Genomic DNA, 25,537 nt, shown 5'->3' on the forward strand with positions numbered 1-25,537 from the left:
ATTTCCCTGGCCGCCGCAAATCCCCTGTGGGAGCGAGCCTGCTCGCGAATTCGGTGGGTCAGCTTGCATCAATGTTGAATGTGCCGACGCCATCGCGAGCAAGCCCGCTCCCACACTTGTTCGGTGGTGTTCATAAGTACTGTGTGCAACACAAAACCCTGTGGGAGCGAGCCTGCTCGCGATAGCGGTGTATCAGTCAAATTGATGCTGGCTGACCTGACGCCATCGCGAGCAAGCTCGCTCCCACAGTGGTTTATGCAAGATGCAGAGTCTGTGTTCGGGCTCAGTCCGGCCGCACGACCTTGCCGGTCGCCAGGTCGCGAATCACGCTGGGGTTCTTGCGCCCGCCCAGGTTGCCGCCCAGCACCAGGTCGATCTGCCCGCGGAAATACTGCTCGACGCGAATCCGCGTGCGCGCTGCCGGGCGCCCCTGCGGGTTGGCCGACGTGGACACCAGCGGCCCGACCAGCGAACACAAATCACGCACGGTGGGATGATCGCTGACCCGCAGCGCGACGGTGTCGTGCACGCCAGTAATCCACTCCGGCAGCAGGTTCTGGTGCGGCACCAGCCAGGTATTGGGCCCTGGCCAGGTGCTGGCCATGCGGTCCATCCAGGTTTCGGGGAAGTCTTCGAACAGAAAGTCGAACTGGTGGATGTTGTCCGCCACCAGGATCAGGCCTTTGTCGGGCAGCCGCGACTTGATCGCCAGCAGGCGTTCCACCGCCTCCTCGTTCCATGGGTCGCAACCCAGGCCCCAGACCGCTTCGGTTGGATAGGCAATCACCGCCCCGGCGCGAATTTCTCGCGCAGCTTGTTGCACACGCCAACTGTTGACCATGAAAGATTCTCCCGCAACGCAATTAAGGCTGTGGGCAGTTTACCGATCTTCCCCATAAAACCTAGCGTGCGAACCAGCGTCCGTTGTCACGAGTGGCGCGCCCCTCCATTTCCAGCTCAGTCAGCGCCGCCAGCACCTTGGGCAAACCCCAGCCACTGGCATCGGCCAACGCCTCGCTGCTCTGCGGCGCGGCATGCAGCAGGCGCAGCAGCGGATGGGTCACGGGCACAGGCTCGGCGGCCAGCGGCAGCCGCTGCCAACCGCGCAACGCTTCGAGAATGTGCTCGACGGTTTCCACCAGTGCCGCCCCGTCGCGGATCAGTTGATGACAGCCCCGGGCCCCAGGGTGATGGATCGACCCTGGAATGGCATACACCTCGCGACCCTGTTCCGCCGCCAGCCGCGCGGTGATCAGCGAACCACTGGCGACACTGGCCTCCACCACCAGCACACCGAGGGACAAGCCACTGATGATCCGGTTGCGGCGCGGAAAGTTGCTGGCGTTGGGCGCTGCGTCCAGCGGGAACTCCGAAACCACCGCGCTGCCCTGGGCAATCATCGCCTCCGCCAACCGACGATTGCGCTGTGGATAAAAATTTTCCAGGCCAGTGCCGAGCACGCCGACGGTGCATCCGCCAACGTCCAGCGCCGCCTGATGGGCCGCCGCATCGATGCCCAACGCCAAGCCACTGGTGATGACAAAACCAGCGCCGGCCAGGCTTCTGGAAAACGCCGCCGCCGTGTCCATTCCGGGACGCGATGCCCGGCGACTGCCGACCATCGCCAGCTGCGGTTTTTCCAGGATCGAGGGGGCGCCAGCGACGAACAGCAGCGGCGGCGCGTCGCTGATCTGTGCCAGCAGCGCCGGGTAGTCAGGCTGGTCCCACATCAGTAAATGCTGGGCCGAGCCGTCTAGCCAGGCCAATGCATGGGCGGCGCCGTCGCGTATGTCCGGGGCGCGTCGGGCCTCGGCGCACGAGGCCGGCAACCCCAGCGCCCGCCAGGCGCTGGCCGGCGCGCTGATGGCTTTGGAGGCCGAGCCAAAGGCCTCCATCAAGGTCATGAAACGTTTAGGTCCCAGCTCCGGCAAGCGATGCAAGCGCAGACGGGCCTCCAGTTCCGCAGGGGGAACCGAAGCAGATTCAGGCAATGGCATGTGATCAATCCTTGATCATTATCGTCCCGTTGAAACGGGAACAAGCTGTGGATAACTCTGTTGGTAACTTGTGAGACCCGTTACGGATTGCGCACCTTGTCGAGGATCGCCAACGACCGCGAGGCATACAGCACCAAGCCGTAACTGAGTTTGTCGTAAGTGCGGAACACCATCAGCAGGCCGGCCCGTTCATCGGGGATTTTCACCGGCTCGCCGGTGATGCGGTCGCGCACCGTTTCACCGGTCTTCATCACCGCCAGCACGTTGCCTTCCACCAGCCCGTCGCGCCGCCCCTTGTTCAGGGTGACCACGTCCATCGCGCCGATCTGCGTCACGCCCCGGGGTACATCGAGGATCAAGCCCTGGATGTCCGATTTCGGCGCGCTGGGCATGAAGGTCGAGTTGATCGAGCGCTCTTCGCCGCTGAACAGCCGATCACCCAGGCGCACTTCCTGGGTGGTGCGTTGCAGGGCCAGGGTGGTGACGTCGCCCTCGGTGGCGACCACTTCGCCGCTGCCGATGTCGTCGGCGTTGATGCCCAGGAATTCCTTGGTCTCGGGATCGGTGTAGACCTTGCCCTGGCGGAAGATGCCGTACGCCGTCTGGCTCTCATCGAACGCACCACGAGCGAAGACCCGGTCCCCCATGCCGCTGAGCACCCGCTCGGCATTGCCGGCGACGACGTAGGGCGCCTTGTTGAAATCTTCCTCCGTGTCGACGATGCGGTTGCTCAGCAAAAAGCTGTTGATGGCCTGCAGCGGAATGCTCGGGATGGCGTCGGCCACCGGCGAACTGCGAATGCGCGGCGACAGCTTGATGGTGCCCCGCGAGGCGCCGCGATTGAGGGTCAGGCGCGGTTGGCCGTTGACGTAGACCAGCGACAGGGTGTCGCCCGGATAGATCAGGTTGGGGTTTTCGATCTGTGGGTTGGCCTGCCACAGCTCCGGCCATTTCCACGGCTCGCGCAGGTATTTACCGGAAATGTCCCACAGCGTGTCCCCCGTCACCACCGTGTATTGCTGGGGAAAACCTTCCCGAAGTTGCACTTGCCCGTGCGCGATACCGGCCGAGGCCAGGAGCAGCAGGGCGAGTAGTGATTTCCTCATGCGGTGAATCCCTTTATTATGTGCGTTCGCGTAAAACGCCAGAGCCCCCGTGGCTCGCTCTGTTCAAGAGCAACGTTTTACAACGGTAGCCTGCATCCCGACACACGCCAGGCCAGCCACCCGACTTTACCTCACACGTGCATTTATCAAGCTTATGGCCATTTTGAACATTCTCGAATTTCCGGACCCGCGCCTGCGCACTATCGCCAAACCGGTGGCCGTAGTGGACGACGAAGTGCGTCAGCTGGTCGATGACATGTTTGAAACAATGTATGAGGCGCCAGGCATCGGCCTCGCCGCGACCCAGGTCAACGTGCACAAGCGTATCGTCGTGATGGACCTCTCCGAAGACCGCAGCGAGCCCCGGGTGTTCATCAACCCCGAGTTCGAAACCCTGACCGACGAGATGGACCAATACCAGGAAGGCTGCCTGTCGGTGCCGGGCTTCTACGAAAACGTCGACCGTCCGCAGAAGGTCAAGATCAAGGCCCTGGACCGTGACGGCCAGCCTTACGAGCTGATCGCCGAAGGCCTGCTGGCGGTGTGCATCCAGCACGAATGCGACCACCTCAACGGCAAATTGTTCGTTGATTACCTGTCTAATCTCAAGCGTGACCGGATCAAGAAAAAACTGGAAAAGATCCATCGCCAGAACGCTTGATGCCCCTCTTCAAAGGCTTGCCGCGGCAAGCCTTTTTCTTTTTGCGACTGCTTTGTAATTGAGAGTTTTCCATGACTGAGCCACTGCGCATCGTCTTTGCCGGCACTCCCGAGTTTGCCGCCGAACACCTCAAGGCCCTGCTGGCCAGCCCCTATGAAATCGTCGCGGTCTACACCCAGCCGGACCGGCCAGCCGGTCGCGGACAGAAACTGATGCCCAGCCCGGTCAAACAACTCGCACTGGAAAATGGTTTGCCGGTGTTGCAGCCGCCGACCCTGCGCGACGCGCAAGCCCAAGCTGAACTGGCGGCGCTGAAGCCCGACTTGATGGTGGTGGTCGCCTACGGCCTGATCCTGCCGCAAGTGGTGCTGGACATCCCGCGCCTGGGTTGCATCAACAGCCACGCCTCGCTGCTGCCGCGCTGGCGCGGTGCCGCGCCGATCCAACGTGCGGTGGAGGCGGGCGATGCCGAAAGCGGCGTGACCGTGATGCGCATGGAAGCCGGCCTGGACACCGGGCCGATGCTGCTCAAGGCCAACACCCCCATCAGCGCCGAAGACACTGGCGGCAGCCTGCACGATCGCCTTGCGCTGATCGGCCCGCCAGCGGTGGTCCAAGCCATCGCCGGCCTGGCCGCCGGCACGCTGGAAGGCGAAGTGCAGGACGACAGCCTCGCCACCTACGCGCACAAACTGAACAAGGACGAAGCCCGCATCGACTGGAGCCGTCCGGCCGTCGAGCTGGAGCGCCTGGTGCGGGCCTTCAACCCTTGGCCGATCTGCCACAGCACCTTGAACGGCGAAGCCCTGAAAGTGCTGGCGGCCAGTTGCGCCAAAGGGAAGGGCGCACCAGGAGAAATCCTCAGCGCCAGCAAAGACGGCCTCGTCGTCGCCTGTGGCGAGCAGGCCCTGTGCCTGACGCGCCTGCAATTGCCCGGCGGCAAGGCGCTGAACTTCAGCGACTTGTTCAACAGCCGCCGTGAGAAATTCGCCGTCGGCACCGTCCTCGGCCAAGCGGTGGACGCCTCATGAACCCGCGTCTGGCCGCCGCCAAGGCACTTGCCGCCGTCCTCAGCGGCAAAGCCTCCCTCAACAGTTCCCTGCCCACCCAACTGGACAAGGTGGAAGATCGCGATCGCGGCTTCACCCAGGACCTGGCGTTCGGCACCGCCCGTTGGCAACCGCGCCTCTCGGCCCTCGCGGCCAAGCTGCTGCAGAAGCCGTTCAAGGCCGCCGATGCTGACGTCGAAGCGCTGCTGCTGGTGGGTCTCTACCAACTGCTCTACACCCGCGTGCCCGCCCACGCCGCCATCGGCGAAACCGTGGGCTGCGCCGACAAGCTGAAGAAACCTTGGGCCAAGGCCCTGATCAACGCCGTGTTGCGCCGCGCCCAGCGGGAAAGCGAAACCCTGCTGGCCGAACTGGAACACGACCCGGTGGTGCGCACCGCCCACCCGCGCTGGTTGCAGAAATCCCTCAAGGCCTTCTGGCCCGAGCAATGGGAAGCCATCTGCGCCGCCAACAACGCCCATCCGCCGATGATCCTGCGGGTCAACCGTCGCCACCACACCCGCGATGCCTACCTGGCGTTGCTGGGCGAGGCGGGCATCCCGGCCATCCCGTGCCAGTACAGCCGCGACGGCATCATCCTGGAAACCCCGGGCGATGTGCGCGCACTGCCGGGCTTCGCCGAAGGCTGGATCAGCGTCCAGGACGAAGCCGCGCAACTGGCCGCCGACCTGCTGGAGCTGGCGCCCGGCCAACGGGTGCTGGACGCCTGCTGCGCACCGGGCGGCAAGACCTGTCACATCCTCGAGGCCGAGCCGAAACTGGCCGGCGTCGTGGCCGTGGACCTGGAAGCCAAGCGCCTGGTACGGGTGAAGGAAAACCTTGAACGCCTGGGCCTGGACGCCGAGTTGTTTGCCGCCGACGGTCGCGACACGGCGGCGTGGTGGGACGGCAAGCCGTTCCAGCGCATCCTCCTCGACGCGCCGTGCTCGGCCACCGGCGTGATCCGCCGCCATCCGGACATCAAGCTCACCCGTCAGCCAGACGACATTGCGGCATTGGCCGTGTTGCAAGGCGAATTGCTCGATGCCATGTGGTCGACCCTGGACGTGGGCGGCATGCTGCTCTACGCCACCTGCTCGACCTTGCCGACCGAAAACACCGAAGTGATCGAAGCCTTCCTCGCCCGCACGCCGGGCGCCCGGGAGTTGGACATCGCTACCCAGGCCGGCCTCAAGCAGCCTCACGGCCGCCAGTTGCTGGCCCAGGAAGGCGGCCACGATGGGTTCTATTACGCCAAGCTGATCAAAATCGCCGCCGCACGCGGTTAAAACCGATTCGATAGGAGTGAATGGATGAAAATCATCATCCTGGGTGCAGGGCAGGTCGGCGGTTCGCTGGCGGAACATTTGGCCAGCGAGGCCAACGACATCACCGTGGTCGACACCGACAGCGAACGCCTGCGCGACCTCGGCGACCGCCTCGACATCCGCACCGTGCAAGGGCGCGGTTCCTTGCCGACGGTATTGCGCCAGGCCGGCGCCGACGACGCCGACATGCTCGTGGCCGTGACCAACAGCGACGAAACCAACATGGTCGCCTGCCAGGTCGCCCATACGCTGTTCCACACCCCGACCAAAATCGCCCGGGTGCGCGAAGCCGCCTACCTGACCCGTGCCGACCTCTTCGACAACGAAGCGATCCCGGTGGACGTGCTGATCAGCCCCGAGCAGGTGGTGACCAACTACATCAAGCGCCTGATCGAGCACCCCGGCGCCTTGCAGGTGATCGACTTCGCCGAAGGCAAGGCGCAACTGGTGGCGGTCAAGGCCTACTACGGCGGCCCGCTGGTGGGCCAGCAACTGCGCCAATTGCGCGAGCACATGCCCAATGTCGAGACCCGCGTCGCCGCGATTTTCCGCCGCGACCGGCCGATCCTGCCCCAGGGCGACACGGTGATCGAAGCCGACGACGAGGTGTTCTTCATCGCCGCCAAGGCGAACATTCGCGCCGTCATGAGCGAAATGCGCCGCCTCGACGAGAACTACAAACGCATCGTCATCGCCGGCGGCGGCCAGATCGGCGAACGCCTGGCCGAAGCCATCGAAAGCCGCTACCAGGTCAAGATCATCGAGATGAACCCGGCACGCTGCCGCTACCTCTCCGACACCCTCGACAGCACCGTGGTGCTGCAGGGCAGCGCCTCCGACCGCGACCTGCTGCTGGAAGAAAACATCGCCGACGCCGACATCTTCCTGGCCCTGACCAACGACGACGAAGCCAACATCATGTCCTCGCTGCTGGCCAAGCGCCTGGGCGCGAAAAAGGTCATGACCATCATCAACAACCCGGCCTACGTCGACCTGATCCAGGGCGGCGACATCGACATCGCCATCAGCCCGCAACTGGCCACCATCGGCACCCTGCTGGCCCACGTACGCCGCGGCGACATCGTCAGCGTCCACTCCCTGCGCCGCGGCGCGGCCGAAGCCATCGAAGCCATCGCCCACGGCGACGCCAAGTCCAGCAAAGTCATCGGCAAAGCCATCCGCGACATCGGCCTGCCACCGGGCACCACCATTGGCGCGATCATCCGCGACGAAGAAGTGCTGATCGCCCACGACGACACCGTGATCCAGACCGGCGACCATGTGATCTTGTTCCTGGTGGATAAGAAGCACATTCGCGATGTCGAGAAGCTGTTCCATGTGGGGTTGAGTTTCTTCTGATTCAGAATCTGCGATGCCTGTTCCTCCGCTTTCGCGAGCAAGCCCGCTCCCACAGGGTTTGCTGTTGTTCACGACAATGGTGAGCAACAAAGATCTACTGTGGGAGCGGGCTTGCTCGCGAAAGCGCACCAACGGCCAACAGATCAATCACTGACACCCCCGAGGAAGCGCCCCCATGCTCGACTCCCTGGAAAAAATGCTCGCCAAGGGCATGGACAACGCCCTTCTCCGCTTCGGCCTCGGCAAAGGCTACCTCGACCTAGGCGATTTCCCCCGCGCCGCCGAACACCTCCAACGCTGCGTCGAGTTCGACCCCAAATATTCCGCAGCCTGGAAACTCCTAGGCAAAGCCCACCAAGGCCAAGGCGACGCCGCCGCAGCCCGCCAAGCCTGGGAACAAGGCCTGGAAGCCGCCCGCGCACACGGCGACAAACAAGCCGAAAAAGAAATGACCGTGTTCCTCAAAAAGCTGGATCGCCATCCCTGACTTCACACAAAACCGCTTTTGTGGCGAGGGAGCTTGCTCCCGCTTGAGTGCGCAGCACTCATAAATAATCAGAAATAAATCCGACTCTATAAAATGCTAGCGATCTATAGCTAAAGATAGTCAGTTGAGCTAGCTTTGGCTATCTTTCTATAGAATTTGCTACTCTGTGAGGTCAGCATGGATCCCTACCGTAATCCGTTTGCGCCCGGCGCGGGCAGCAGGCCCCCTGAATTGGCGGGACGCGACTTGATTCTTGAGGCAGCAAGAGTTGCATGTGGGCGAGCCCTCAATGGGCGAAGTGCTCGTTCCATCATGCTCCTTGGCTTGAGAGGCACGGGTAAGACGGTCCTGTTGAATGAGATAGGAAGAATTGCGAGGGAGGAAGGCCTTCTCGTTTCCAAGGTAGAGTCGCCAGAACGTGAAAGCCTTGCACGTCTTCTTTATCCTGAAATGCGAAAGGTCATGCGCGCGCTTTCCAGCGTTGAGGCCGCCAAGCAAATTGCTAATCGTGGGCTGAAAGGACTCCGCAGCTTTGCATCAATCTTCAAAATCGATGTTGGAGGTATTGAGATTGGTGTCGAGCCTGAGCCTGGACTCGCGGATAGCGGAAATCTTCAATACGATCTTCCAGACCTTTTTACTGTAATAGGTGAAGCGGCACAGGCCGCTGGCAAAGGCTGGATTCTTCTCATTGATGAAGTCCAATACCTCACCGAAGCAGATCTATCGGCACTGATTGTCTCTATCCATCGCATGTCGCAAGACGGGCTTCCGGTTCTGCTGGTCGGTGCTGGTCTTCCGCAAGTGGCTCGGCTGGCGGGTGAGGCGAAGTCATATGCCGAGCGGCTTTTCCTCTACCCGGAGGTGGGGGCGCTTGATCAACCGTCTGCGACTCAAGCCGTTCAAAAGCCGATCTTGGAGGAGGAGGCTTCTATCGACGCTGCAGCGCTGGACAGCATTGTTGATCGGACGCAGGGCTATCCGTTCTTTCTTCAAGAGTGGGCATCCACGGCATGGAACATCGCCGAGGGGCCTGAAATTACGCTTGATGATGTCGACCATTCTTATTCCGAAACATTAGCTTCCCTTGATGCAGGTTTCTTCAGGGTCCGCATTGATCGGCTTACACCGTCTGAAGTGCAGTTTGTGAAGACCATGTCCGAGCTTGGCGACGGCCCTTATGCCATCGCTGATATTGCGAAGGCGATGGGACGTCCTCAATCATCGCTGGGGCCGACTCGGGCCAACATCATTTCCAAGGGAATGATCTACAGCACCGATCACGGATATCTGAATTTTACAGTTCCCCTTTTTGCAGAATTCATGCGTCGCCAGGAATGAAGGCCAGCAGAGTGTGGTGAGGGGAGGAAACCGGGGGACAGCCCACGATTTGAGCTCATTTGTAATCGGACTGTCTCACAATCGTATCCTTCCCCTTATTCCTAGTAAAAGTCGTAATAAAGCGCCCACTCCCCAGTTTCGTTGTGCTTCCAGAACATCAGGCTCCCACTGTCGACCACGTTCAGATTGATCTTCGAGTCCGATGAGATCTGGAACACAAACTCGAAGCCTTCACCCGGATCAACACCCGACTGGCAGAACGAGGGGTAACCGCCGATCTTGTGTTCGTAGGTGTGGGTGACCAAGTCGTAATAGCTCTGGATCTTGCCCGCGCGTTCCAGCGTGAGGATTGCTTGCTCAAGGTCTTCCGGGACACCACCGCCATCCCACAGCGGAAAGTCCTCCGGCACCGCTTGCGCTGTCAGTGGGAAGGGTTTGAGGAATGAATCTGCCACCGACAGAGACTTGCGCACCAACACATCATCCGGCCCGTACTCGCGGATAACCCAATTATCCCCCATCGGCTCAAAGTGCTCGGGGAACGGGTTTGAAATGAACACCGTCAGCACACGAACCCCTGCTAGCAGAGGGCTGTTGACGGGCAGGGCGGGCAGGTAAAACTGCGCATAGGGGAGCAACGGTTGCCCCGCCTGATTAATGGGCACCTCTTCATCCGGTCGGAAGAGGAAGACATTGCCCAGCCAGCTTTCTTCATCGGTGCCGGCAGGACGAAAGCCGCCGGCAATGAGCTTCACGGCTGGGCGGGCCAGGCGTTGCTTGATTTCCTGAATTTCCATGGCGATGTAAACCTCCTTTTTGCTACAGGTATTAAGGTCGCAGATGGGCAGTGTACGAGAGTGGATAGCGGGGCTTCTCTGCCCGCGCTAGGCGACGTTAGCGTCCTTCACAGATAAGAGAGTGGACCTCCTCCCACTTTCCGGGCCAATGACTTTCGAGGGCTCCTAGCGTGCCTGAATGTCATCGATACCGGCTCGGCCAGTGGTAAGGAACGATAGCGCCCGAGGGCAAGGCTGCAAAGCCGGCGGATTCTGGTGCAGTTGTAGGCAAAGGCGCGAGGAGACGTGGCTTTGGACGTGCGGTGGTCAGGTTCTGGCTTGGCCCACAGAGGGGATAAGCAGGAGCAAGCATCCATTGCGAGTGCTATTGAAGGGGCAAATCTACGGAAAATAAATCTGTCCCCCTTTTTTCTTAGAATCATGTGACCCGCAAGGCTTGACCGGCTATGTCGAAAATCTCAGCGTGATTTCGCTGAGATAACCAGCATTGTGACATTTTTCCCAAAAAAACGGTTTTACCTGCTTGGAGGGCCCGATTTTCCTATGTCGGACAACGGGCGCGAAAAGCGGTGTGGCCCCTTGTTTACAAGGAGTATAAATAGCGCTGTGTGACATAAGCCGAGAACGACGATGGCCGACACCGCTCTTACCGACCTCCTGAAGCAAAATGGCCCCATGCTTAGCAGCGATTTGTCCAAGTTGCTTGAGACAAAGTATGGATTGAATGCTGAGGCAGCCCGGAAACGGGTCGAGCGGGGCAGCCTTGGCGTGAACCGGCTCAACCACGTCATCTTCCCACATCGAGCACGCTTCATTTACCTTCAGGAAGAATATGGATCTCCATATTTCTTCGACAATCTGATGGCAGCGTTAAAGAAGACAAGGAGCACATACTTTGCGGCGTTAAAAGCTTTGGAGCTTCGGGATAACATGATGCCCCGAGCGCATTTTCTGATCGCCTGCGGCGCGCCCGTTGCTCAGAAAAAGCACATTTCCGCAGAAAGCCTGCTGGAGAGACTGGTAAAAGCGACCCTCGTGAAGGAGGTGTTAGTACCAGGTGGAGAGCTGTGCGTGGTGAGATGCGATCAGCAACAAATGCTAGATGTGCCGTCTGTTTGGGCGAAGATGAAAGGCCGTCTCATCGCTGAAAAGGTGGCACTATTGGCGGTCAGGGACTGGTCTCGAAATTTGGGCATGGTCAGCTACGACGCCGTGGAAACCCGAGAAGACGAGAGCCTAGAAGCATTACCTAAGGTCGGAACGTTCAATTGGGACTTAGCCGGTCCTTCCTATCTGTTTCCGATGCGAGAGTATGTTGAGGCCACTTTGAAACCAGGCTTCTTTGTCTGCGACCTCGCGCTCAATGGCATTGTTGGCGTTGACCAACTGGCAGGCTTCGTAAACAAGTGCGTCACGTTGCGTAGCCTCAAGAAGGTGGGTAAATGCCTTCAGGTGTTCGTCGCTGAAAGGTACTCCGACGAGGCATTCGACCTCCTCAGGGAAAAAGGCATCATACCGGCGACCACCGAAAGCCTTTTTGGCCGCGATGTGGCGCAGGCACTGAAAAGTCTCTGTGCGGTGCTGACCGACACAGCGAAGCTCACCCAGAATCCGGATGCCCTGGACAAGCTTTTTAACGACCTCTCTCGGATTGAAGGCGCCGCATCAACGTTGCGTGGCAGCTTGTTCGAGTTCGCAGTAGCCCAAATCGCAAGGTCCACATTCCTAGGGTTTTCCCAAGAGATGAACCGGATCGTCAAAGACAGCATCGGAGCGGAGGCCGAGATCGACGTTTTGGCGCAACGGCCTAATCACGAAGTCGTTTTTATCGAATGTAAAGGCATACACCCGATTAGCACGCTGGGGGATGACGAAGTAGAGAAATGGCTCAGCAAGCGCATTCCGGTGATCAGGGGATTCGTAAAAACGCATTCGGAATGGGCGAGCACCGTTCACCGATTCGAGCTATGGACCAGCGGCAAGCTCTCTGAAGCTGCCATTGCACTGGTCAATGCCGCAAAGGCGAAGAACCCAAAACTCGATATCCAGATACGTGACGCCGACTACGTGCTTGCTCAAGCTGTGGCCAGCAAAGACGTCGGCTTATTGAAGGCCTACAAGCAGCATTTCGTAACGCACCCGATGCGAGAGTTTGAGGAGGCTCAGAAGCGCGAGCAGCGCAAGGCGGAGAAGGCAACGGCCAGGTTGAATAGGCCATCAGTAAAGGCTCCGCCACCTTCGTCTTCAACCTTACCCGCATCGGGTACATACCAAGGATTCATGACTCCCTAGTCACCGAAGCGGCGAGCGACTCCTTCCATTCTCTTACAGCGAGGTGCAGAAATGTCCAAACCACAGGTTCTCATGCAGATGTGGAAGCCATACAGGGAGTTTCTGATCCAGCAGCACCGTTTCTACGTAAACGAAGCCAGCACCCGACTCATGAGCCAGTTCGACGACATCAATGCAGATGCCGATAAGGCAGCAGAGGCATGGCTTGAGCGTCGAGGCGAGCTTTTTGACCCTGATCGAGATGATGAAGGCGCGATCTATGAGGAAGCCGAAAGCGTTGCCATCGAATTCTATCGGCAGTTGGATGAAATGCGGGAGCAAACCAGGCTCAGCGTCGTGGCCGGGATGTTCCATTCTTGGGAAAAGAACCTCAAAAAATGGATAGTGGATGAACTGCGCCGGTGGGGGCTCGGTTCCCGTGCAATTGAGGCTGTGTGGCGGACAGACTTCCCTAAGATAATGGAACTGCTAGTGAGTCTAGGCTGGCCTATACAGGGCCAGAGCTACCTGGCTGTCCTGAATCAATGCCGCTGTGTCGTAAACGTCTTCAAGCATGGGGATGGAAAATCCCTTGCTGAGTTAAAACGTGACTTCCCAAAATATCTGATTGACCCCATCAATCCAAAGTTCGACCTGCCGGCTACGGAGATCGAATGGTTGAACCACAGCCACTTGCAGGTGACCGAGGCTCAGGCTCAAGAATTCTCAGAGGCCATTATTGAATTCTGGAAGCGGGTTCCTGAAAACCTCTACGAGCAGGAGGGAGGCGAACCGCCGTCTTGGCTCATGAAAGCTGTAGATCAGGACCGTAGCCAGTAACGGTTAAAGGATGCGGATTACCCTCGATGCCCTGCCCATAACGTGCTGATGCACTTGCAGGTTAAAGCGGCTTCGCCGAAGCACTCCAGGAGGGATAGGCGTGCTTACTACTGTCTTTGTCCAACGCCTGGTAGATGGTGGCGCGATGCACTCCGAACAGCTTCGAAATTTCGGCAATGGGTTTTCCGGCATCAGATAGTTCCCGCACGTACGCAATTTGCGAAGTCAGTGAAGGCTATGGACAACCGTACGCCTCGGGCTTTGGCAGTCTCTGGCCAAGAGCTGCCTGTTGGAACCGACAGAATCGGCCAGAAGTGGAGGATAGATTAGAGAAATAAATCCGTCCCCTTCACTGCTGTCCCCTTTACTCCTTATTGGTCCCCTTATCGATGGTTTGGCGATATGCCATCATCTCTGCTACCGTTGCGGACGAATCAGGGAGATGGAAATGGGTAGGTACAAGCGAAGGTATCGCAGATGGTCTGGCAGAACCTCTCAGCCAACCAAATATAGTGTGCTATCGGGTCTTCTCGGCGATGGCGTTTGGGATATTCGCTCGGCCTTTCTGTTGCTCAATGATGATGCTCTTAATCAAATCCTAGAAGACTATAGCCAGATTCACGGCGCTCCGGCTGCTCAATACGCGCGCCGAGCCTACCCGAAATGGAAGAATGGTTCGACCAAGCTTTCAGGACAAACAATGGAGCGATTGGTCGAGCTGGTACCACCTTACCTAGAGCCAGATCAGCGACATAAAGTGCTACTCAAGATATTGAAGAAGCACAAGCGAATACCCCCCTCCAAGTCAATCAGGGTGAACATTAAAGAGCCTCAGGAGGGATTTCGTCAGATTGACGAAGCGCTTTCTGGTATTCGGGTAACCGACCCGCTCGCCTACCTCCCCGAACACGTCATGGACGCTGCCAAGTGGTTGTATGACGATGACGTGACGGCTGCACGGTCCATGCTGGCCGAGTCGATGAAAATTGAAACCGACATGTTGCGTGACAATGCGGTGCGAGAGCTAGAACTAATGCGTCGTACTCTTTCAAGCGGACAAGTCAAATCTGCTAATTACAGTGTTGAGACACCTGTTAGCCGCCTGCATATAGTCGCCTACAATCCATCAAAGTGCTACGTGGCAACCGTGTGCTTCGGCGAGCATGCAGACGAAACAAATGCGCTTCGCCGCTGGCGCGACCAGACATTAGTCAACCATCACATTGGCCGGGAGTTCATCGTATGGTACTACCAGCACGGCGAAAAGCTGGCTGTCATTGCCAACCGCAATACTATTTTTCGTCTCAGCAGCCAATTCGCAATCGGTATGTTGACCAAATGGGTTCAACGCCGCGGGAGTAAACATGAGTGACAAGAACCTGCCGAGCCAGTCCGGCTCAGAGAGTAATGTGCAACTGCACGACAATGGTTTGAAGGCGGGCTCGCTGATTGGCCAGGCTGTCTCACGCTTGTCGAAAGAACAGGCTGACAACCTCATGACTAAGGCTGGCGAGGAGGCCCTTCGGCTCGAAGGGAAGCAGCACGAACTGAATATTGAGTACGTCCACGGCAAAAAAAGCCTTGAAGACCACATTGACGCTTTTGCCATGTTAGAGAAGAGCGGGCGACTGACGAGGCAGAAGGTTTCTACTGAAATCAAAAGCGGCAATACTCGCATGCATATTGAGAGCAAGTCAGGCGGCACCTGTTTCGTGGCGACGGCCGCTTACCAAGATACCCAGCATCCTGACGTCGTTTACCTACGTAACTTCCGTGACCAGACTTTGGTGCGTTATGCAAAGGGACGCGCCTTCATCAATTGGTACTGGAGGGTAGGCCCTAAATTAGCACGCTATGTCGATTGTCATCCGCTACTAAGAACACCAGCGAGATATATGATTGGCGTTATCGTCTTTGCACTAAGAATCCTTAGATTCAAATAATCAACGAGCAAAAGAAAAGCGTCGGTCCGTACTTTCGACGTTAAAAGAAAGGGGGAGAAGAAAGGAGGTGGATTTATTTGTTGGAAATAAATCTGTCCCTTTTTTTAAAGAAGCAGTGTAGGTCTGATCAGCAAGAGGGCGTCGGGCGGACGCTTACGTTGCAACGGCATATGGATACCCCATATCCGTGCCATACTTGGTCGAATTCCCTATCCGTATGCGTAATCATGCAGGGCGATAATATGAAAAAGTTTCTAGCCACAATTGCGTGCCTGATGCCCTTGTTGGCACTGGCTGATTCTCAGTGCAATGCAACCAATGAAGTGGGGGCAGTTTGCTCAATTTCATGCAATACAGGCGAAGCGGCTTATTGCAAGGACGGTCTCGGTGCTTCGTCGCCGACTTGTGAATGCGAAGCCAATGAAAATGAGTTAAAAAGAGCTATGAGCTCCATCAAAATACTGCCCAATAACTTGCTAGCAAGCAAGTCGGAAAAAGCTTTGACCGAGCAACTCGAGATTATAGATGTTGCCTCCGTAATCAGCACTAAATTGGCCGCCATGCCCAATGTGCAAATTGGTGAAAGCTGCTCTGATGTTGAAGTCAGCAGAGAGTGCCGTGAGGTTGGAGCTGGTTGCTATGTTGTCCCTCCTAAGCTTCCGATGCCCAGGCGAGGGCCCACCTGCAATACGGTGTGCACGGCCACAAACGAACGGCGCTGCACTCCTATCGTTGGCAAATTCAGCGTTGCATCTCCCTTCTACTCGACCAAGCCTATTGTCGCAACGATTGTTGAGCCGAATTGGCAATCCATTCCCAACGCAGTTATGGGTCTTAAGGAGGAATACATCAATTGCGGCAGCCTGCAGCAGGAGATCACGTTTCGCCATCAAGAAGTAACTCGTGTGGGATACAAGATCAGCAAGAGCCGGGCCGTGAAGACTTCAAACTCAATGGGCGTCAACATAAGTGCAAAGATGGGCTTCTCTTTCGCAGACGTAACGACTGGCGTCACTTACAGCATGAGTAGGGATGTGACCGTATCAGAAGGGAATGAAGAGACCGAAGAGGCTACTCGGACGCTTGACCAAAGTTTCCCTTTAAAAATTTCCCCGATGAAGCGAGTTGTTTTCGATCATTTTTGGATCAAGCGTATTGCGCCTATTCGCTACAAAGGGACCGTGACGGTGGAGACCACTTTGGCCACGAATGATGCTGGTAAGCGATTGCTGTCGGAGGTCTTGCCTGCAGAGGCAGACCGTACATTCCCATTCGAAGGAGAGGTCGCTATGAGTTCACTGAACAACGGCCAGTCTCGCTATCTGGAATACCCTTTAACGCCCGAAATGTGCAACGGTAAGCCTGCATTTGAGACGTTGTCATCGCCTTATTGATTAGCGGATCAACGCTACCTGAGGTTGAACAAAAGTGCATGGCTTGGGTCAAGCCTTGCGCCACGGCACTGCCTGACCTGCTCTTTGATAAATAGTTTGATCGTTGCCTTACGCTCGCGGGCCATCACCATTGGCTTTGAAACCACGTCACCCATGCGATCTACATGGGCAAGAAACTCTTGGTGGGGTGGCGTCCGCACATCGTGCATGCCGAATGGTAGATGGGAGACGTAAACGATAGGAGCGCGTGCATCTGCCCGCTACTGGCCGTTTTCGATCACTCGGAGGACAGAGGCAAAAAGAAACCCGGCGCAGAACGCCGGGTTTTCCATAGGCAAACCTTTACCTACTGCCGCGGCTCCACGTTATCCAACACCCGATTCGCCAACAACGAACTCAACTCAATCAACTGCTGAATCCCCTGCGCCACATGACGTCTCGATCCCTCCAGATCAAACGCCAGATCACTCACCATCGCATCAGCCGAAGCCAACGTCTCAGTGAGGTTGGCGAGCAAACATTCGTTATCGAGGCCTTTCACAACGGCGTATAGCTGCCCCGGTTTGGGCTCGTCTTTGGATTTATCCGGTTTTGGTAGCAGGTAGTGATCGAGCACCCGTTTGGTGGTTTCGTCTTGCTGCTTGGCTTTGGATTTTGCGGATTTGGAAGTGGAATCTGCCTCTGGCGGATTCGGAGTTATTTTGAACATAAGCTTCGGTTCCAGATGTGATGCCGACACCCCGAAGCTACTAAACAATGGGGTGGCAGCTGTACGCAGGTTAGTAGACCGGGGAACCGAAGAAGCCGGCGCGCCTGAGCGCCCTGCGTACAGCCACCATCAAGAACAGGGTAGGGCCCTGTTTGAGATGCGCTTGTACAACTTCGATTACCTCGGGCTACTAAACCCGACCACTGATGGGCAGTGGCAGGAAGACAATAAAACCCAGGGACAAGGCGCACAAGCGGGCGGATTCTGGCGTAGTTGTAGGCAAAGGCGCAAGGATGCGTAGCTTGATAGCGGGTGTAGGGGAGGGCTGTAGGAGAGAGGTTTTTTGGCGATTCGGGTGAGGTGTTCTGCGCTGGAACTGGGGCGATTTCATCGCGAGCAGGCTCGCTCCCACAGGGTTTTGTGTTGCACACAGTATTTGTGAACACCACCGAAAAAGTGTGGGAGCGGGCTTGCTTGCGAAGGCGTTGGCACATTCAACATTGATGCAAGCTGACCCACCGTATTCGCGAGCAAGCCCGCTCCCACAGGGGATTTGCGGCGGCCAGGGAAATTGAACTCACCCCTGAGCCACGCCTCAGCTCCCTTCATTGTTGCAGCTGGCCCCGTGCTTGAGATACGTCAGCGCTTTCTCCTCACCCATCGAATCAAGGTAGGTAATCTGCGCATTCACCAACCCGCAGGTCTGGCCGCCGTCTTCAGTCAGCGAGATCACTTTGTCGATGTCCAGGTGCGTGCCGTAGGAATAGCTTTCGCTGGCTGCTTTGTCTTGGGCCAAGGCGGGCAATGCGGCGGCGCTCAGAGCGGTGATCAGGCAAGCGGTAGCGATGGTTTTCAGGTTCATGGTCGTTTCCCTTCAATGAGTTGGATGGCGCTCATTAAAAGCCCGTGAGGTATCTCGGCTGTGTCGAAAAACGCCGTGGTTGGATGCGCACGTATCTGAGGAGAATTGCGATACAGATCGATACAATCGCCACTGTTTTTGCTGCGTTCTGGCTTAATCTCGGGCTGGATAAGCTGAACGCACGGTGCGTAGCCAACCGGCAACCGGGCATCGTCACACTGCGCAATCGATGCGCGCATTTCGGAGAGCAGGGCATGGAACATGTCGATCACGTATTGATCGTGGATGATGATCGGGAAATCAGGGAGCTGGTCGGCAATTACCTGATCAAGAATGGTCTGCGCACCACCGTGGTCGCGGATGGTCGTCAGATGCGGGCCTTTCTCGAAGCCAATCAGGTGGACCTGATCGTGCTCGACATCATGATGCCGGGGGATGACGGGCTGCTGTTGTGCCGCGAGCTGCGCGCCGGCAAGCACAAGGCGACACCGGTGCTGATGCTGACGGCTCGCAGCGACGAGACCGACCGCATCATTGGCCTGGAAATGGGTGCCGACGATTACCTGGCCAAACCCTTCGCGGCCCGGGAGCTGCTGGCGCGCATCAACGCGGTGCTGCGGCGCACGCGCATGCTGCCGCCCAACTTTGTCGTCACCGAAAGCGGCCGCATGCTCAAGTTCGGCCGCTGGCGCCTCGACACCACTGCTCGCCATCTGCTCGATGAAGACGACACGCTGGTCTCGCTGAGCGGCGCCGAGTACCGGCTGCTGCGGGTGTTTCTCGATCATCCTCAGCGGGTGCTGAGCCGCGACCAGTTGCTCAACCTGACCCAGGGCCGTGACGCGGACATCTTCGACCGTTCCATTGATCTGCTGGTCAGCCGCGTGCGTCAGCGCTTGCTGGATGACGCTCGCGAACCGCTCTACTTGAAGACGGTGCGCAATGAAGGCTACGTCTTTACCTTTGCGGTGGAAATGCTTGAGGAGCAGGCATGAAACTCCCGTTGCAATGGCCGCGCACGCTGGCCTCGCGGCTGTGGCTGGTGTTCCTGGTCGGCCTGATACTCGCCCAGGCCCTGACCTTCGCAGCCCAGTACTACGAACGCTACGAAAGCACCAAGACGGCGATGTTGGGCAACTTCGAGCACGACACGGCGACCTCCATCGCCATCCTCGACCGTCTGCCTGCCGACGAGCGCCTGGCATGGACCAAACGCCTGCAGCGTCGCAACTACGACTATTTGCTGCGCGAACACGATCCCGGCATTCCGCTCACTTCCAACGATCTCGCGGCGACGGCGGCGCAATCCCTGCAAGTCGCGCTGGGCAGCAATTATGACCTGACCTTTGTCGAGATCCCGGGGCCACGCCAGCATTTCCAAGCCCAGGTGCGACTGGCTGACGGCAGCCCGGTGACCATCGATGTGCGTCCCTCGGTCAGGCCGTTGTCGCCCTGGTTGCCGTTTGTCCTGTTCGGTCAGTTGCTGTTGATGATCGGCTGCACCTGGCTGGCCGTGCGCATCGCCATACGCCCGCTCAGTCGCCTGGCCGAGGCGGTCGAGAACCTCGACCCGAACGCCCATCCGGTGCCGTTGGATGAAACCGGTCCACGGGAAGTGGCCTACGCCGCCCGCGCCTTTAACAGCATGCAGGCGCGCATTGCCGCTTACTTGAAAGAACGCATGCAATTGCTCGCGGCGATTTCCCATGACTTGCAGACGCCCATCACGCGCATGAAGCTGCGCGCCGAGTTCATGGACGACTCGGTTGAGAAAGACAAACTGGGCAACGACCTGAACGAAATCGAGCACCTGGTGCGCGAGGGTGTCGCTTATGCGCGAAGCGTCCATGGGGCGACGGAGACCAGTTGCCGCATCAGTCTGGATTCTTTTCTCGACAGCCTGGTGTGCGATTACCAGGACACTGGTCGCGAGGTCAGCCTGCGCGGCCAGAACGGCGCGATCATCGAGACAAGGCCCCATGCGCTGCGGCGTATTCTGGTGAATCTGGTGGATAACGCGCTGAAGTACGCCGGCACCGCCGAGGTGGAAATCGGCGGCAATGCGAGCACTGGTGTTTCCATCAGTGTGCTTGATCGAGGGCCGGGCATTCCCGAGGAGATCCTGGCCGAGGTGGTCAAGCCGTTCTATCGGGTGGAAAGCTCCCGCAACCGCAGTTCTGGCGGCACCGGCCTGGGCCTTGCCATCGCCCAGCAGTTGACCGTCGCGATTGGTGGCTCACTGAGCCTGCGCAACCGCGACGGCGGCGGTCTTTGCGTGACCCTCGTCTTCGGCGGCGATCAGTAGGCCGCGCTGGCTGAACGTCAGGACCAGTGGCATGCATTTGTAAGCCACTGTATCCAGCGCATCTACAGACTCAAAACAACGCATAACGGCCGGGTGTCGAACATCTCCGGTATACATGCCGCTGCAAGAATTCTCCTCATCAACTCGCCACCGGATCCCCCGAATGGCGAGCCCTGACCTAAGGAGATCTTGCCATGAATACCCAGTCCTCCCGCGCTCCAGCAGCCAGCTACATCACCACCCCGGACGGCGTACAGCTCTATTACAAGGACTGGGGCCCGAAAGATGGGCCAGTTGTCACCTTCAGCCACGGCTGGCCGCTGAACTCGGATAGCTGGGAATCGCAGATGCTGTTCCTGGCGGACCAAGGCTATCGGGTCATCGCCCACGACCGCCGCGGCCATGGCCGTTCCAGCCAGCCGTGGGAAGGCAACGACATGGATCACTATGCCGATGACCTGGCCGCTGTGATCAACACCCTGGACCTTAACGACGTCACCTTGGTGGGTTTCTCGACCGGTGGTGGGGAAATCACCCGCTACATCGGCCGCCACGGCACCGATCGGGTGAAGAAGGCCGCACTGATCAGCGCCGTTCCGCCGATGATGCTCCAGACCGAAGACTACCCAGGCGGCCTGCCGATCGAGGTGTTCGACGGCCTGCGCAAGGCCTCGCTGGACAACCGCTCGCAGCTGTATCGCGACATCGCGTCTGGCCCGTTCTTCGGCTTCAACCGCGACGGGGCGAACGTCTCCCAGGGGCTGATCGATTCGTTCTGGGTGCAGGGCATGCAAGCGGGCCACAAGAATACCTATGACTGCATCGCGGCGTTCTCCGCGACGGACTTCCGCGCCGACCTGGCCCGGTTCGACGTGCCGACACTGATCGTACATGGCGACGACGACCAGATCGTCCCGATTGACGCCTCCGCCCATGCCGCCGCCGAGTTGGCGCAGAACGCCGAGTTGATCGTCTATCCGGGGGCGCCCCACGGCCTGACCGACACCCATAAGGACCGCCTCAACCAGGATCTGTTGGATTTCCTGGCTAAGTAAGCCCATCGCATCCTCCGATAAATGAAAAGGAATGATCATGCTCAATCTCAAATCGCTGTTGGCCGTTACCATCACCGCTGCGCTGGCACTGACCTCCGTTAATAGCGCAACCGCCGCGCAACCCGACGCCACCAAGCCCACCATCGTGCTGGTGCATGGCGCCTTCGCCGAATCCTCCAGCTGGAATGGCGTTGCCGCCCAGTTGCTGAACCAGGGTTATCCGGTCGTTGCCGCGGCCAACCCGCTGCGCGGTGTGAAGCAGGACGCCGATTACGTCGCCGATATCGTCGAGCAAACCGCTGGCCCGGTGATCCTGGTGGGTCATTCCTACGGCGGCGCCGTGATCACTAACGCCGTGCATAACAACCCCAAGGTCAAGGGGCTCGTCTATGTCGCAGCCTTCGCGCCGGACAAAGGTGAAACCGCCATCGAACTGTCCGGTCGCTACCCTGGCGGCACGCTAGGGCCAACCTTGGCGGCTCCGGTGCAGTTGGACGACGGCAATAAGGATCTCTACATCCAGCAGGACAAATTCGGCCAACAGTTTGCCGCCGACGTCCCAGCGGCTGATTCCGCGCTGATGGCTGCGACACAACGCCCAATCAGCGAGGCGGCCTTGAAGGAAGCGTCTGGCGACCCGGCCTGGAAAAAACTGCCGTCCTGGTTCATCTACGGCTCGGCGGACAAGAACATCCCCGAGGCGGCCCTGAAGTTCATGGCCGAACGCGCCGGCTCGAAAAAGACCGTCACCGTTCAAGGGGCTTCCCATGTGGTGATGACGTCTAATCCGGGGAAGGTTGCAGAGCTGATCGTTGAGGCGGCGCAGGCCAGTTCCAAGGGCTGATCATGTGAAGCGGGGCGACTGCCCCTCATCCGTTGGCCTTCGAGAAGACCAAAAACCCGGCACAGGTGGCCGGGTTTTTTCGTTGGGGCATAAATACTATTGCCGCGGTTCTACGACCTCAGCTCAATCAGCGGCTAGTACCCTGCACCACATGACGCCTCGATCCATCCAGAACAAATGCCAGGTCACTCACCATGGCGGCGCACAGTGTGCAGCCTTGGGCTCGGTATTCGGCTTGTTGCGACTGCTGCGCAGTCGAGCGGGAGCAAGCTCCCTCGCCACGGGGGCTGTCTGGGCTGACCAAACCGCTGTCCAAATTTTTATGGCAACGAGCCATTAGTATAGATAATCCATCTGCGAATCATTAGCATTAGTGGCATTGGCTTCCCGTTTCCGCAGGTACTCCCCTCCATGCTATTTCCATCTCGCCTTACCTTGCTTGCTATGTGCTGCTCAGTCAGTTTTCTTGCCCAGGCGGCAGAGCCTATTGAATTGGGCGTGACCGACGTGACTGCCGATGCGATCAAACCCAACTCCAACACACTACCAGCGCCCTATGCGGGTGGTCAGGTGGCGAGTGGAGGCCAGATGGGGGTGCTGGGTAATCAGGACAATATGGATGTCCCGTTCGTGATGACCAGTTACACCTCGCAGTTGATCGAAGATCAACAAGCGGAAGACGTGGGTGATGTGCTGCTCAATGATCCGTCGGTGCGTCAATCCTATGGGTTTGGTAACCAATCCCAGGTGTTCGTGATTCGAGGCCTGCCGCTTGCCAGCGACGACATTTCCTACAACGGGCTGTACGGCGTTTTACCCCGTCAAATTCTGTCGACGGATGCGATCGAGCGTGTCGAGGTGTTCAAGGGCCCCAACGCGTTTATCAACGGTGTCAGTCCGACGGGCTCGGGCCTTGGGGGCGGCGTCAACCTGCAGCCCAAACGCGCGGAGGATGTTCCGACGCGTCGCTATACCCAGGACATCAGCACCGATGGCCGCATTGGCGAGCATTTGGATATCGGGCAGCGATTCGGCGAGGACAACCGCTTTGGCGCCCGGTTGAACCTGAGCCAGCGCGAAGGTGATACAGCGATCGACAACCAGGATCAGCGCACCAAGTTGTTCGTTGCGGGCTTGGACTATCGAGGTGATGACTTCCGCGTTTCCACCGATTTCGGCTATCAGAAACAGCGCATCAACGGCCTGCGTAACTCGGTGAATATCGGCAGCGCCACTCGCATTCCCACGGCTCCGCACGCGAGCCACAATTTTGGCCAGGACTGGACTTACTCCGAAACCGAAGACACCTTCGGCATGGTTCGTGGCGATTGGGATTTGAACGAAAACTGGACCGCCTACCTGGCTGGCGGTGTAAAGCACACCCGAGAAACTGGGGTCTACGCCACACCGACACTGGTCGGCAATCACGGTGTCGCGACGATTGGCGGCTCGGAAATTCCTCACAATGAAGACAACACATCGTTCAGTGGCGGGTTGAATGGGCGCTTCAACACGGGCCCTGTTTCCCACCAGGTTGCGATCGGCGGCTCAACGATCTGGACCGAGCAGGAAAACGCCTACACGTTCTATCGCTCCGTTACCGGGAACAGCAATATTTACGACACCCCGAAGCTCCCCAAGCCGACGGCGGTGTCCAGCACCGGCGGTGAAATGGGCGATCCCGGGGTGACCGGCAAAACCCGCAACCGTAGCCTGGCGATTTCCGACACGGTGGGCTTGTTCGATGACACGTTGCTGGTCACTTATGGTGTTCGTCGTCAGCAGTTGCGTGTCGAAAACTATAAGTACGATGGCACCACTTCAAACGGTGTCGCCAATCCAGCAAACGATGGCAGCCGTAGCACGCTCTACGATGAAGCCGTTACCACGCCGGTCTACGGCATCGTCTACAAACCTGTGGAGAGCGTGTCGCTCTACGCCAACCGAATCGAAGGCCTTGCAAAAGGGCCCGTGGCGTCCGGTACAGGCATTACCAACCTGGGCCAAGCCTTTCCCCCTGGCCGCACAAAACAGTTGGAAGCGGGCATCAAGCTGGACATGCAAACCTTTGGGGCCAACGTGGGTGTTTTCCGCATCGAGAAACCCTCTGATGGTTACGTCGACAACGCGCAGAACCTCTATGTGCGTGATGGCGAGCAGGTCAACAAAGGGCTGGAGATCAGCGTGTTCGGCGAGCCCATCGACGGCCTCCGGTTGATGGCCGGCGGCACCCGCATGACGTCCGAACTCAAAAACACCGCGGGCGGCCTCAACGATGGCAACCACGCCATCGGCGTGCCGACGTTTCAGCTCAATGCCAGCGTGGATTGGGATGTCCCGGGTATCGAAGGTGCCGCGCTCAGCGCGAGGATGTTGCGCACGGGCGGGCAGTACGCTGACCAGGCCAACAACCTGAGCTTGCCGACCTGGAACCGTTTCGACGCTGGCGCACGTTATAAGATGAAATTCGTGGAGAAAGACCTGACGTTGCGCGTCAATGTGGAAAATATTACCGATAAGAACTACTGGGCCTCGGCGAACGGCGGCTACCTTTCGCAGGGGGATCCGCGGTTGGTGAAGTTTTCGGGGACTGTTGATTTCTGATCAGAAGCGGAACACGGAGCGTCCCTGGCGACATCCGTGGGAGCAAAGCTTGCTCGCGATAGCGGTAGACCAGCCAAACCCGTTATCGACAGACCTGCCCCAATCGCGAGCAAGCTTTGCTCCCACAGCGGGTGGCGTTGGGCTGGATATTCGGCTCGACACTAACCCTCTGTGGCGAGGGAGCTTGCTCCCGCTGGCGTGCGCAGCAGGCCCCTGCATTTCTTCTGGGAAACCGCATCGTCTGGTTTTGCGGCTGCTGCGCAGCCGAGCGGGAGCAAGCTCCCTCGCCACGGGCGGTGTCAGGGCTGGCGTCATCGCGAGCAGGCTCGCTCCCACAGGAGGGCAGGGCTGTTGCAGATGTTCATCACTGCCGGGTGTGGGAGCAGCAGATGCTGTGTTCACCGCCGCCCAGTGTGGGAGCGGGCTTGCTCGCGAAGAGGGTGGCACATTCAATATTGATGCAAGCTGACCCGCCGCTTTCGCGAGCAAGCTTTGCTCCCACAGTGCGTGGCGTTGGGCTGGATATTCGGCTCGACACTAACCCCTGTGGCGAGGGAGCTTGCTCCCGCTGGCCTGCGCAGCAGG

23 protein-coding genes are annotated in these 25,537 nt (G+C 58.5%); 16 read left to right on the top strand and 7 right to left on the bottom strand.

Annotated elements, in window-relative coordinates; translation table 11 throughout:
• Nucleotides 1–283: 283 nt before the first annotated feature.
• From HU767_RS26040 to HU767_RS26050, 3 genes are all read right to left on the bottom strand, one after another.
• Complete coding sequence (locus tag HU767_RS26040) at nucleotides 284–841, bottom strand: L-threonylcarbamoyladenylate synthase (protein ID WP_014335849.1); 558 nt, start codon at nucleotides 839–841, stop codon at nucleotides 284–286.
• A 61-nt stretch (nucleotides 842–902) separates the two neighbouring features.
• Nucleotides 903–1,997 (bottom strand): DNA-processing protein DprA, encoded by a 1,095-nt coding sequence (gene dprA, locus HU767_RS26045; RefSeq protein ID WP_186730831.1) that lies wholly within the window; start codon nucleotides 1,995–1,997, stop codon nucleotides 903–905.
• Between the two features lie 80 nt (nucleotides 1,998–2,077).
• Nucleotides 2,078–3,103, bottom strand: a complete 1,026-nt coding sequence (locus HU767_RS26050) for a LysM domain-containing protein (protein WP_186730832.1) — start codon at nucleotides 3,101–3,103, stop codon at nucleotides 2,078–2,080.
• Nucleotides 3,104–3,257: 154 nt separating this feature from the next.
• On the opposite strand from HU767_RS26050, the gene def reads away from it, so the two are divergent.
• From def to HU767_RS26080, 6 genes are all read left to right on the top strand, one after another.
• On the top strand, nucleotides 3,258–3,764 hold the full coding sequence (def, locus tag HU767_RS26055; protein ID WP_030138961.1) for a peptide deformylase: 507 nt from the start codon (nucleotides 3,258–3,260) through the stop codon (nucleotides 3,762–3,764).
• Between the two features lie 71 nt (nucleotides 3,765–3,835).
• Nucleotides 3,836–4,795 carry a methionyl-tRNA formyltransferase gene (gene fmt, locus HU767_RS26060; RefSeq protein ID WP_186730833.1) on the top strand — a complete coding sequence of 320 codons (960 nt, stop codon included), beginning with the start codon at nucleotides 3,836–3,838 and terminating at the stop codon, nucleotides 4,793–4,795.
• Complete coding sequence (rsmB, locus tag HU767_RS26065; protein WP_186730834.1) at nucleotides 4,792–6,102, top strand: 16S rRNA (cytosine(967)-C(5))-methyltransferase RsmB; 1,311 nt, start codon at nucleotides 4,792–4,794, stop codon at nucleotides 6,100–6,102. The genes fmt and rsmB overlap by 4 nt, the downstream gene beginning before the upstream one ends.
• Before the next feature lie 24 nt (nucleotides 6,103–6,126).
• Entirely contained in the window at nucleotides 6,127–7,500 is a 1,374-nt protein-coding gene (trkA, locus tag HU767_RS26070; RefSeq protein WP_186730835.1) for a Trk system potassium transporter TrkA, read from the top strand.
• Between the two features lie 175 nt (nucleotides 7,501–7,675).
• Nucleotides 7,676–7,987 carry a tetratricopeptide repeat protein gene (locus tag HU767_RS26075; protein WP_186730836.1) on the top strand — a complete coding sequence of 104 codons (312 nt, stop codon included), beginning with the start codon at nucleotides 7,676–7,678 and terminating at the stop codon, nucleotides 7,985–7,987.
• A 177-nt stretch (nucleotides 7,988–8,164) separates the two neighbouring features.
• Complete coding sequence (locus tag HU767_RS26080) at nucleotides 8,165–9,328, top strand: ATP-binding protein (RefSeq protein ID WP_186730837.1); 1,164 nt, start codon at nucleotides 8,165–8,167, stop codon at nucleotides 9,326–9,328.
• Between the two features lie 101 nt (nucleotides 9,329–9,429).
• On the opposite strand, the gene HU767_RS26085 is transcribed toward HU767_RS26080, so the two are convergent.
• A complete protein-coding gene (locus HU767_RS26085; protein WP_186730838.1) occupies nucleotides 9,430–10,125 on the bottom strand; it encodes a DUF1963 domain-containing protein in 696 nt (231 codons plus the stop codon).
• 630 nt (nucleotides 10,126–10,755) lie between these two features.
• Here HU767_RS26085 and HU767_RS26090 point away from each other — a divergent pair.
• From HU767_RS26090 to HU767_RS26115, 5 genes are all read left to right on the top strand, one after another.
• Nucleotides 10,756–12,417, top strand: coding sequence for a hypothetical protein (locus HU767_RS26090; protein WP_186730839.1), 1,662 nt, complete (start codon nucleotides 10,756–10,758; stop codon nucleotides 12,415–12,417).
• Between the two features lie 51 nt (nucleotides 12,418–12,468).
• Nucleotides 12,469–13,236 (top strand): hypothetical protein, encoded by a 768-nt coding sequence (locus HU767_RS26095; RefSeq protein WP_186730840.1) that lies wholly within the window; start codon nucleotides 12,469–12,471, stop codon nucleotides 13,234–13,236.
• Nucleotides 13,237–13,684: 448 nt separating this feature from the next.
• Nucleotides 13,685–14,608 carry a CFI-box-CTERM domain-containing protein gene (locus HU767_RS26105; RefSeq protein WP_186730841.1) on the top strand — a complete coding sequence of 308 codons (924 nt, stop codon included), beginning with the start codon at nucleotides 13,685–13,687 and terminating at the stop codon, nucleotides 14,606–14,608.
• A complete protein-coding gene (locus HU767_RS26110) occupies nucleotides 14,601–15,179 on the top strand; it encodes a CFI-box-CTERM domain-containing protein (protein WP_186730842.1) in 579 nt (192 codons plus the stop codon). Before HU767_RS26105 ends, HU767_RS26110 begins: the two co-directional genes overlap by 8 nt.
• Nucleotides 15,180–15,421: 242 nt before the next feature.
• The gene (locus HU767_RS26115) at nucleotides 15,422–16,573 is read left to right on the top strand and encodes a hypothetical protein (protein ID WP_186730843.1); all 1,152 of its coding nucleotides are present in this window, start codon (nucleotides 15,422–15,424) and stop codon (nucleotides 16,571–16,573) included.
• A 346-nt stretch (nucleotides 16,574–16,919) separates the two neighbouring features.
• On the opposite strand, the gene HU767_RS26120 is transcribed toward HU767_RS26115, so the two are convergent.
• The 3 genes from HU767_RS26120 to HU767_RS26130 form a co-directional block, all read right to left on the bottom strand.
• On the bottom strand, nucleotides 16,920–17,282 hold the full coding sequence (locus HU767_RS26120; RefSeq protein WP_122567747.1) for a DUF6124 family protein: 363 nt from the start codon (nucleotides 17,280–17,282) through the stop codon (nucleotides 16,920–16,922).
• Nucleotides 17,283–17,877: 595 nt separating this feature from the next.
• Nucleotides 17,878–18,144: a DUF2790 domain-containing protein gene (locus HU767_RS26125; protein WP_186730844.1), complete on the bottom strand. Its 267-nt coding sequence runs from the start codon at nucleotides 18,142–18,144 to the stop codon at nucleotides 17,878–17,880.
• Nucleotides 18,141–18,416 (bottom strand): hypothetical protein, encoded by a 276-nt coding sequence (locus tag HU767_RS26130; RefSeq protein WP_186730845.1) that lies wholly within the window; start codon nucleotides 18,414–18,416, stop codon nucleotides 18,141–18,143. The genes HU767_RS26125 and HU767_RS26130 overlap by 4 nt, the downstream gene beginning before the upstream one ends.
• On the opposite strand from HU767_RS26130, the gene HU767_RS26135 reads away from it, so the two are divergent.
• From HU767_RS26135 to HU767_RS26155, 5 genes are all read left to right on the top strand, one after another.
• A complete protein-coding gene (locus HU767_RS26135; RefSeq protein ID WP_186730846.1) occupies nucleotides 18,399–19,139 on the top strand; it encodes a response regulator in 741 nt (246 codons plus the stop codon). The two genes, HU767_RS26130 and HU767_RS26135, sit on opposite strands and share 18 nt — an antisense overlap.
• Complete coding sequence (locus HU767_RS26140; RefSeq protein WP_186730847.1) at nucleotides 19,136–20,449, top strand: ATP-binding protein; 1,314 nt, start codon at nucleotides 19,136–19,138, stop codon at nucleotides 20,447–20,449. Before HU767_RS26135 ends, HU767_RS26140 begins: the two co-directional genes overlap by 4 nt.
• Before the next feature lie 194 nt (nucleotides 20,450–20,643).
• Nucleotides 20,644–21,504 (top strand): alpha/beta hydrolase, encoded by an 861-nt coding sequence (locus tag HU767_RS26145; protein ID WP_186730848.1) that lies wholly within the window; start codon nucleotides 20,644–20,646, stop codon nucleotides 21,502–21,504.
• Between the two features lie 31 nt (nucleotides 21,505–21,535).
• The gene (locus HU767_RS26150; RefSeq protein ID WP_186730849.1) at nucleotides 21,536–22,348 is read left to right on the top strand and encodes an alpha/beta hydrolase; all 813 of its coding nucleotides are present in this window, start codon (nucleotides 21,536–21,538) and stop codon (nucleotides 22,346–22,348) included.
• 411 nt (nucleotides 22,349–22,759) lie between these two features.
• Nucleotides 22,760–24,952: a TonB-dependent siderophore receptor gene (locus HU767_RS26155; protein WP_186730850.1), complete on the top strand. Its 2,193-nt coding sequence runs from the start codon at nucleotides 22,760–22,762 to the stop codon at nucleotides 24,950–24,952.
• Nucleotides 24,953–25,537 lie beyond the last annotated feature (585 nt).

This window comes from Pseudomonas sp. SWRI179 (assembly GCF_014268705.1).
In the GTDB taxonomy this organism is placed as follows: Bacteria; Pseudomonadota; Gammaproteobacteria; order Pseudomonadales; family Pseudomonadaceae; genus Aquipseudomonas; species Aquipseudomonas zanjanensis.

Coding starts and splice junctions, on each gene's coding strand:
- HU767_RS26040 (WP_014335849.1), bottom strand. CDS start 841: ATGGTCAACAGTTGGCGTGTGCAACAAGCTGCGCGAGAAATTCGCGCC.
- dprA (WP_186730831.1), bottom strand. CDS start 1,997: ATGCCATTGCCTGAATCTGCTTCGGTTCCCCCTGCGGAACTGGAGGCC.
- HU767_RS26050 (WP_186730832.1), bottom strand. CDS start 3,103: ATGAGGAAATCACTACTCGCCCTGCTGCTCCTGGCCTCGGCCGGTATC.
- def (WP_030138961.1), top strand. CDS start 3,258: ATGGCCATTTTGAACATTCTCGAATTTCCGGACCCGCGCCTGCGCACT.
- fmt (WP_186730833.1), top strand. CDS start 3,836: ATGACTGAGCCACTGCGCATCGTCTTTGCCGGCACTCCCGAGTTTGCC.
- rsmB (WP_186730834.1), top strand. CDS start 4,792: ATGAACCCGCGTCTGGCCGCCGCCAAGGCACTTGCCGCCGTCCTCAGC.
- trkA (WP_186730835.1), top strand. CDS start 6,127: ATGAAAATCATCATCCTGGGTGCAGGGCAGGTCGGCGGTTCGCTGGCG.
- HU767_RS26075 (WP_186730836.1), top strand. CDS start 7,676: ATGCTCGACTCCCTGGAAAAAATGCTCGCCAAGGGCATGGACAACGCC.
- HU767_RS26080 (WP_186730837.1), top strand. CDS start 8,165: ATGGATCCCTACCGTAATCCGTTTGCGCCCGGCGCGGGCAGCAGGCCC.
- HU767_RS26085 (WP_186730838.1), bottom strand. CDS start 10,125: ATGGAAATTCAGGAAATCAAGCAACGCCTGGCCCGCCCAGCCGTGAAG.
- HU767_RS26090 (WP_186730839.1), top strand. CDS start 10,756: ATGGCCGACACCGCTCTTACCGACCTCCTGAAGCAAAATGGCCCCATG.
- HU767_RS26095 (WP_186730840.1), top strand. CDS start 12,469: ATGTCCAAACCACAGGTTCTCATGCAGATGTGGAAGCCATACAGGGAG.
- HU767_RS26105 (WP_186730841.1), top strand. CDS start 13,685: ATGGGTAGGTACAAGCGAAGGTATCGCAGATGGTCTGGCAGAACCTCT.
- HU767_RS26110 (WP_186730842.1), top strand. CDS start 14,601: ATGAGTGACAAGAACCTGCCGAGCCAGTCCGGCTCAGAGAGTAATGTG.
- HU767_RS26115 (WP_186730843.1), top strand. CDS start 15,422: ATGAAAAAGTTTCTAGCCACAATTGCGTGCCTGATGCCCTTGTTGGCA.
- HU767_RS26120 (WP_122567747.1), bottom strand. CDS start 17,282: ATGTTCAAAATAACTCCGAATCCGCCAGAGGCAGATTCCACTTCCAAA.
- HU767_RS26125 (WP_186730844.1), bottom strand. CDS start 18,144: ATGAACCTGAAAACCATCGCTACCGCTTGCCTGATCACCGCTCTGAGC.
- HU767_RS26135 (WP_186730846.1), top strand. CDS start 18,399: ATGGAACATGTCGATCACGTATTGATCGTGGATGATGATCGGGAAATC.
- HU767_RS26140 (WP_186730847.1), top strand. CDS start 19,136: ATGAAACTCCCGTTGCAATGGCCGCGCACGCTGGCCTCGCGGCTGTGG.
- HU767_RS26145 (WP_186730848.1), top strand. CDS start 20,644: ATGAATACCCAGTCCTCCCGCGCTCCAGCAGCCAGCTACATCACCACC.
- HU767_RS26150 (WP_186730849.1), top strand. CDS start 21,536: ATGATCATGCTCAATCTCAAATCGCTGTTGGCCGTTACCATCACCGCT.
- HU767_RS26155 (WP_186730850.1), top strand. CDS start 22,760: ATGCTATTTCCATCTCGCCTTACCTTGCTTGCTATGTGCTGCTCAGTC.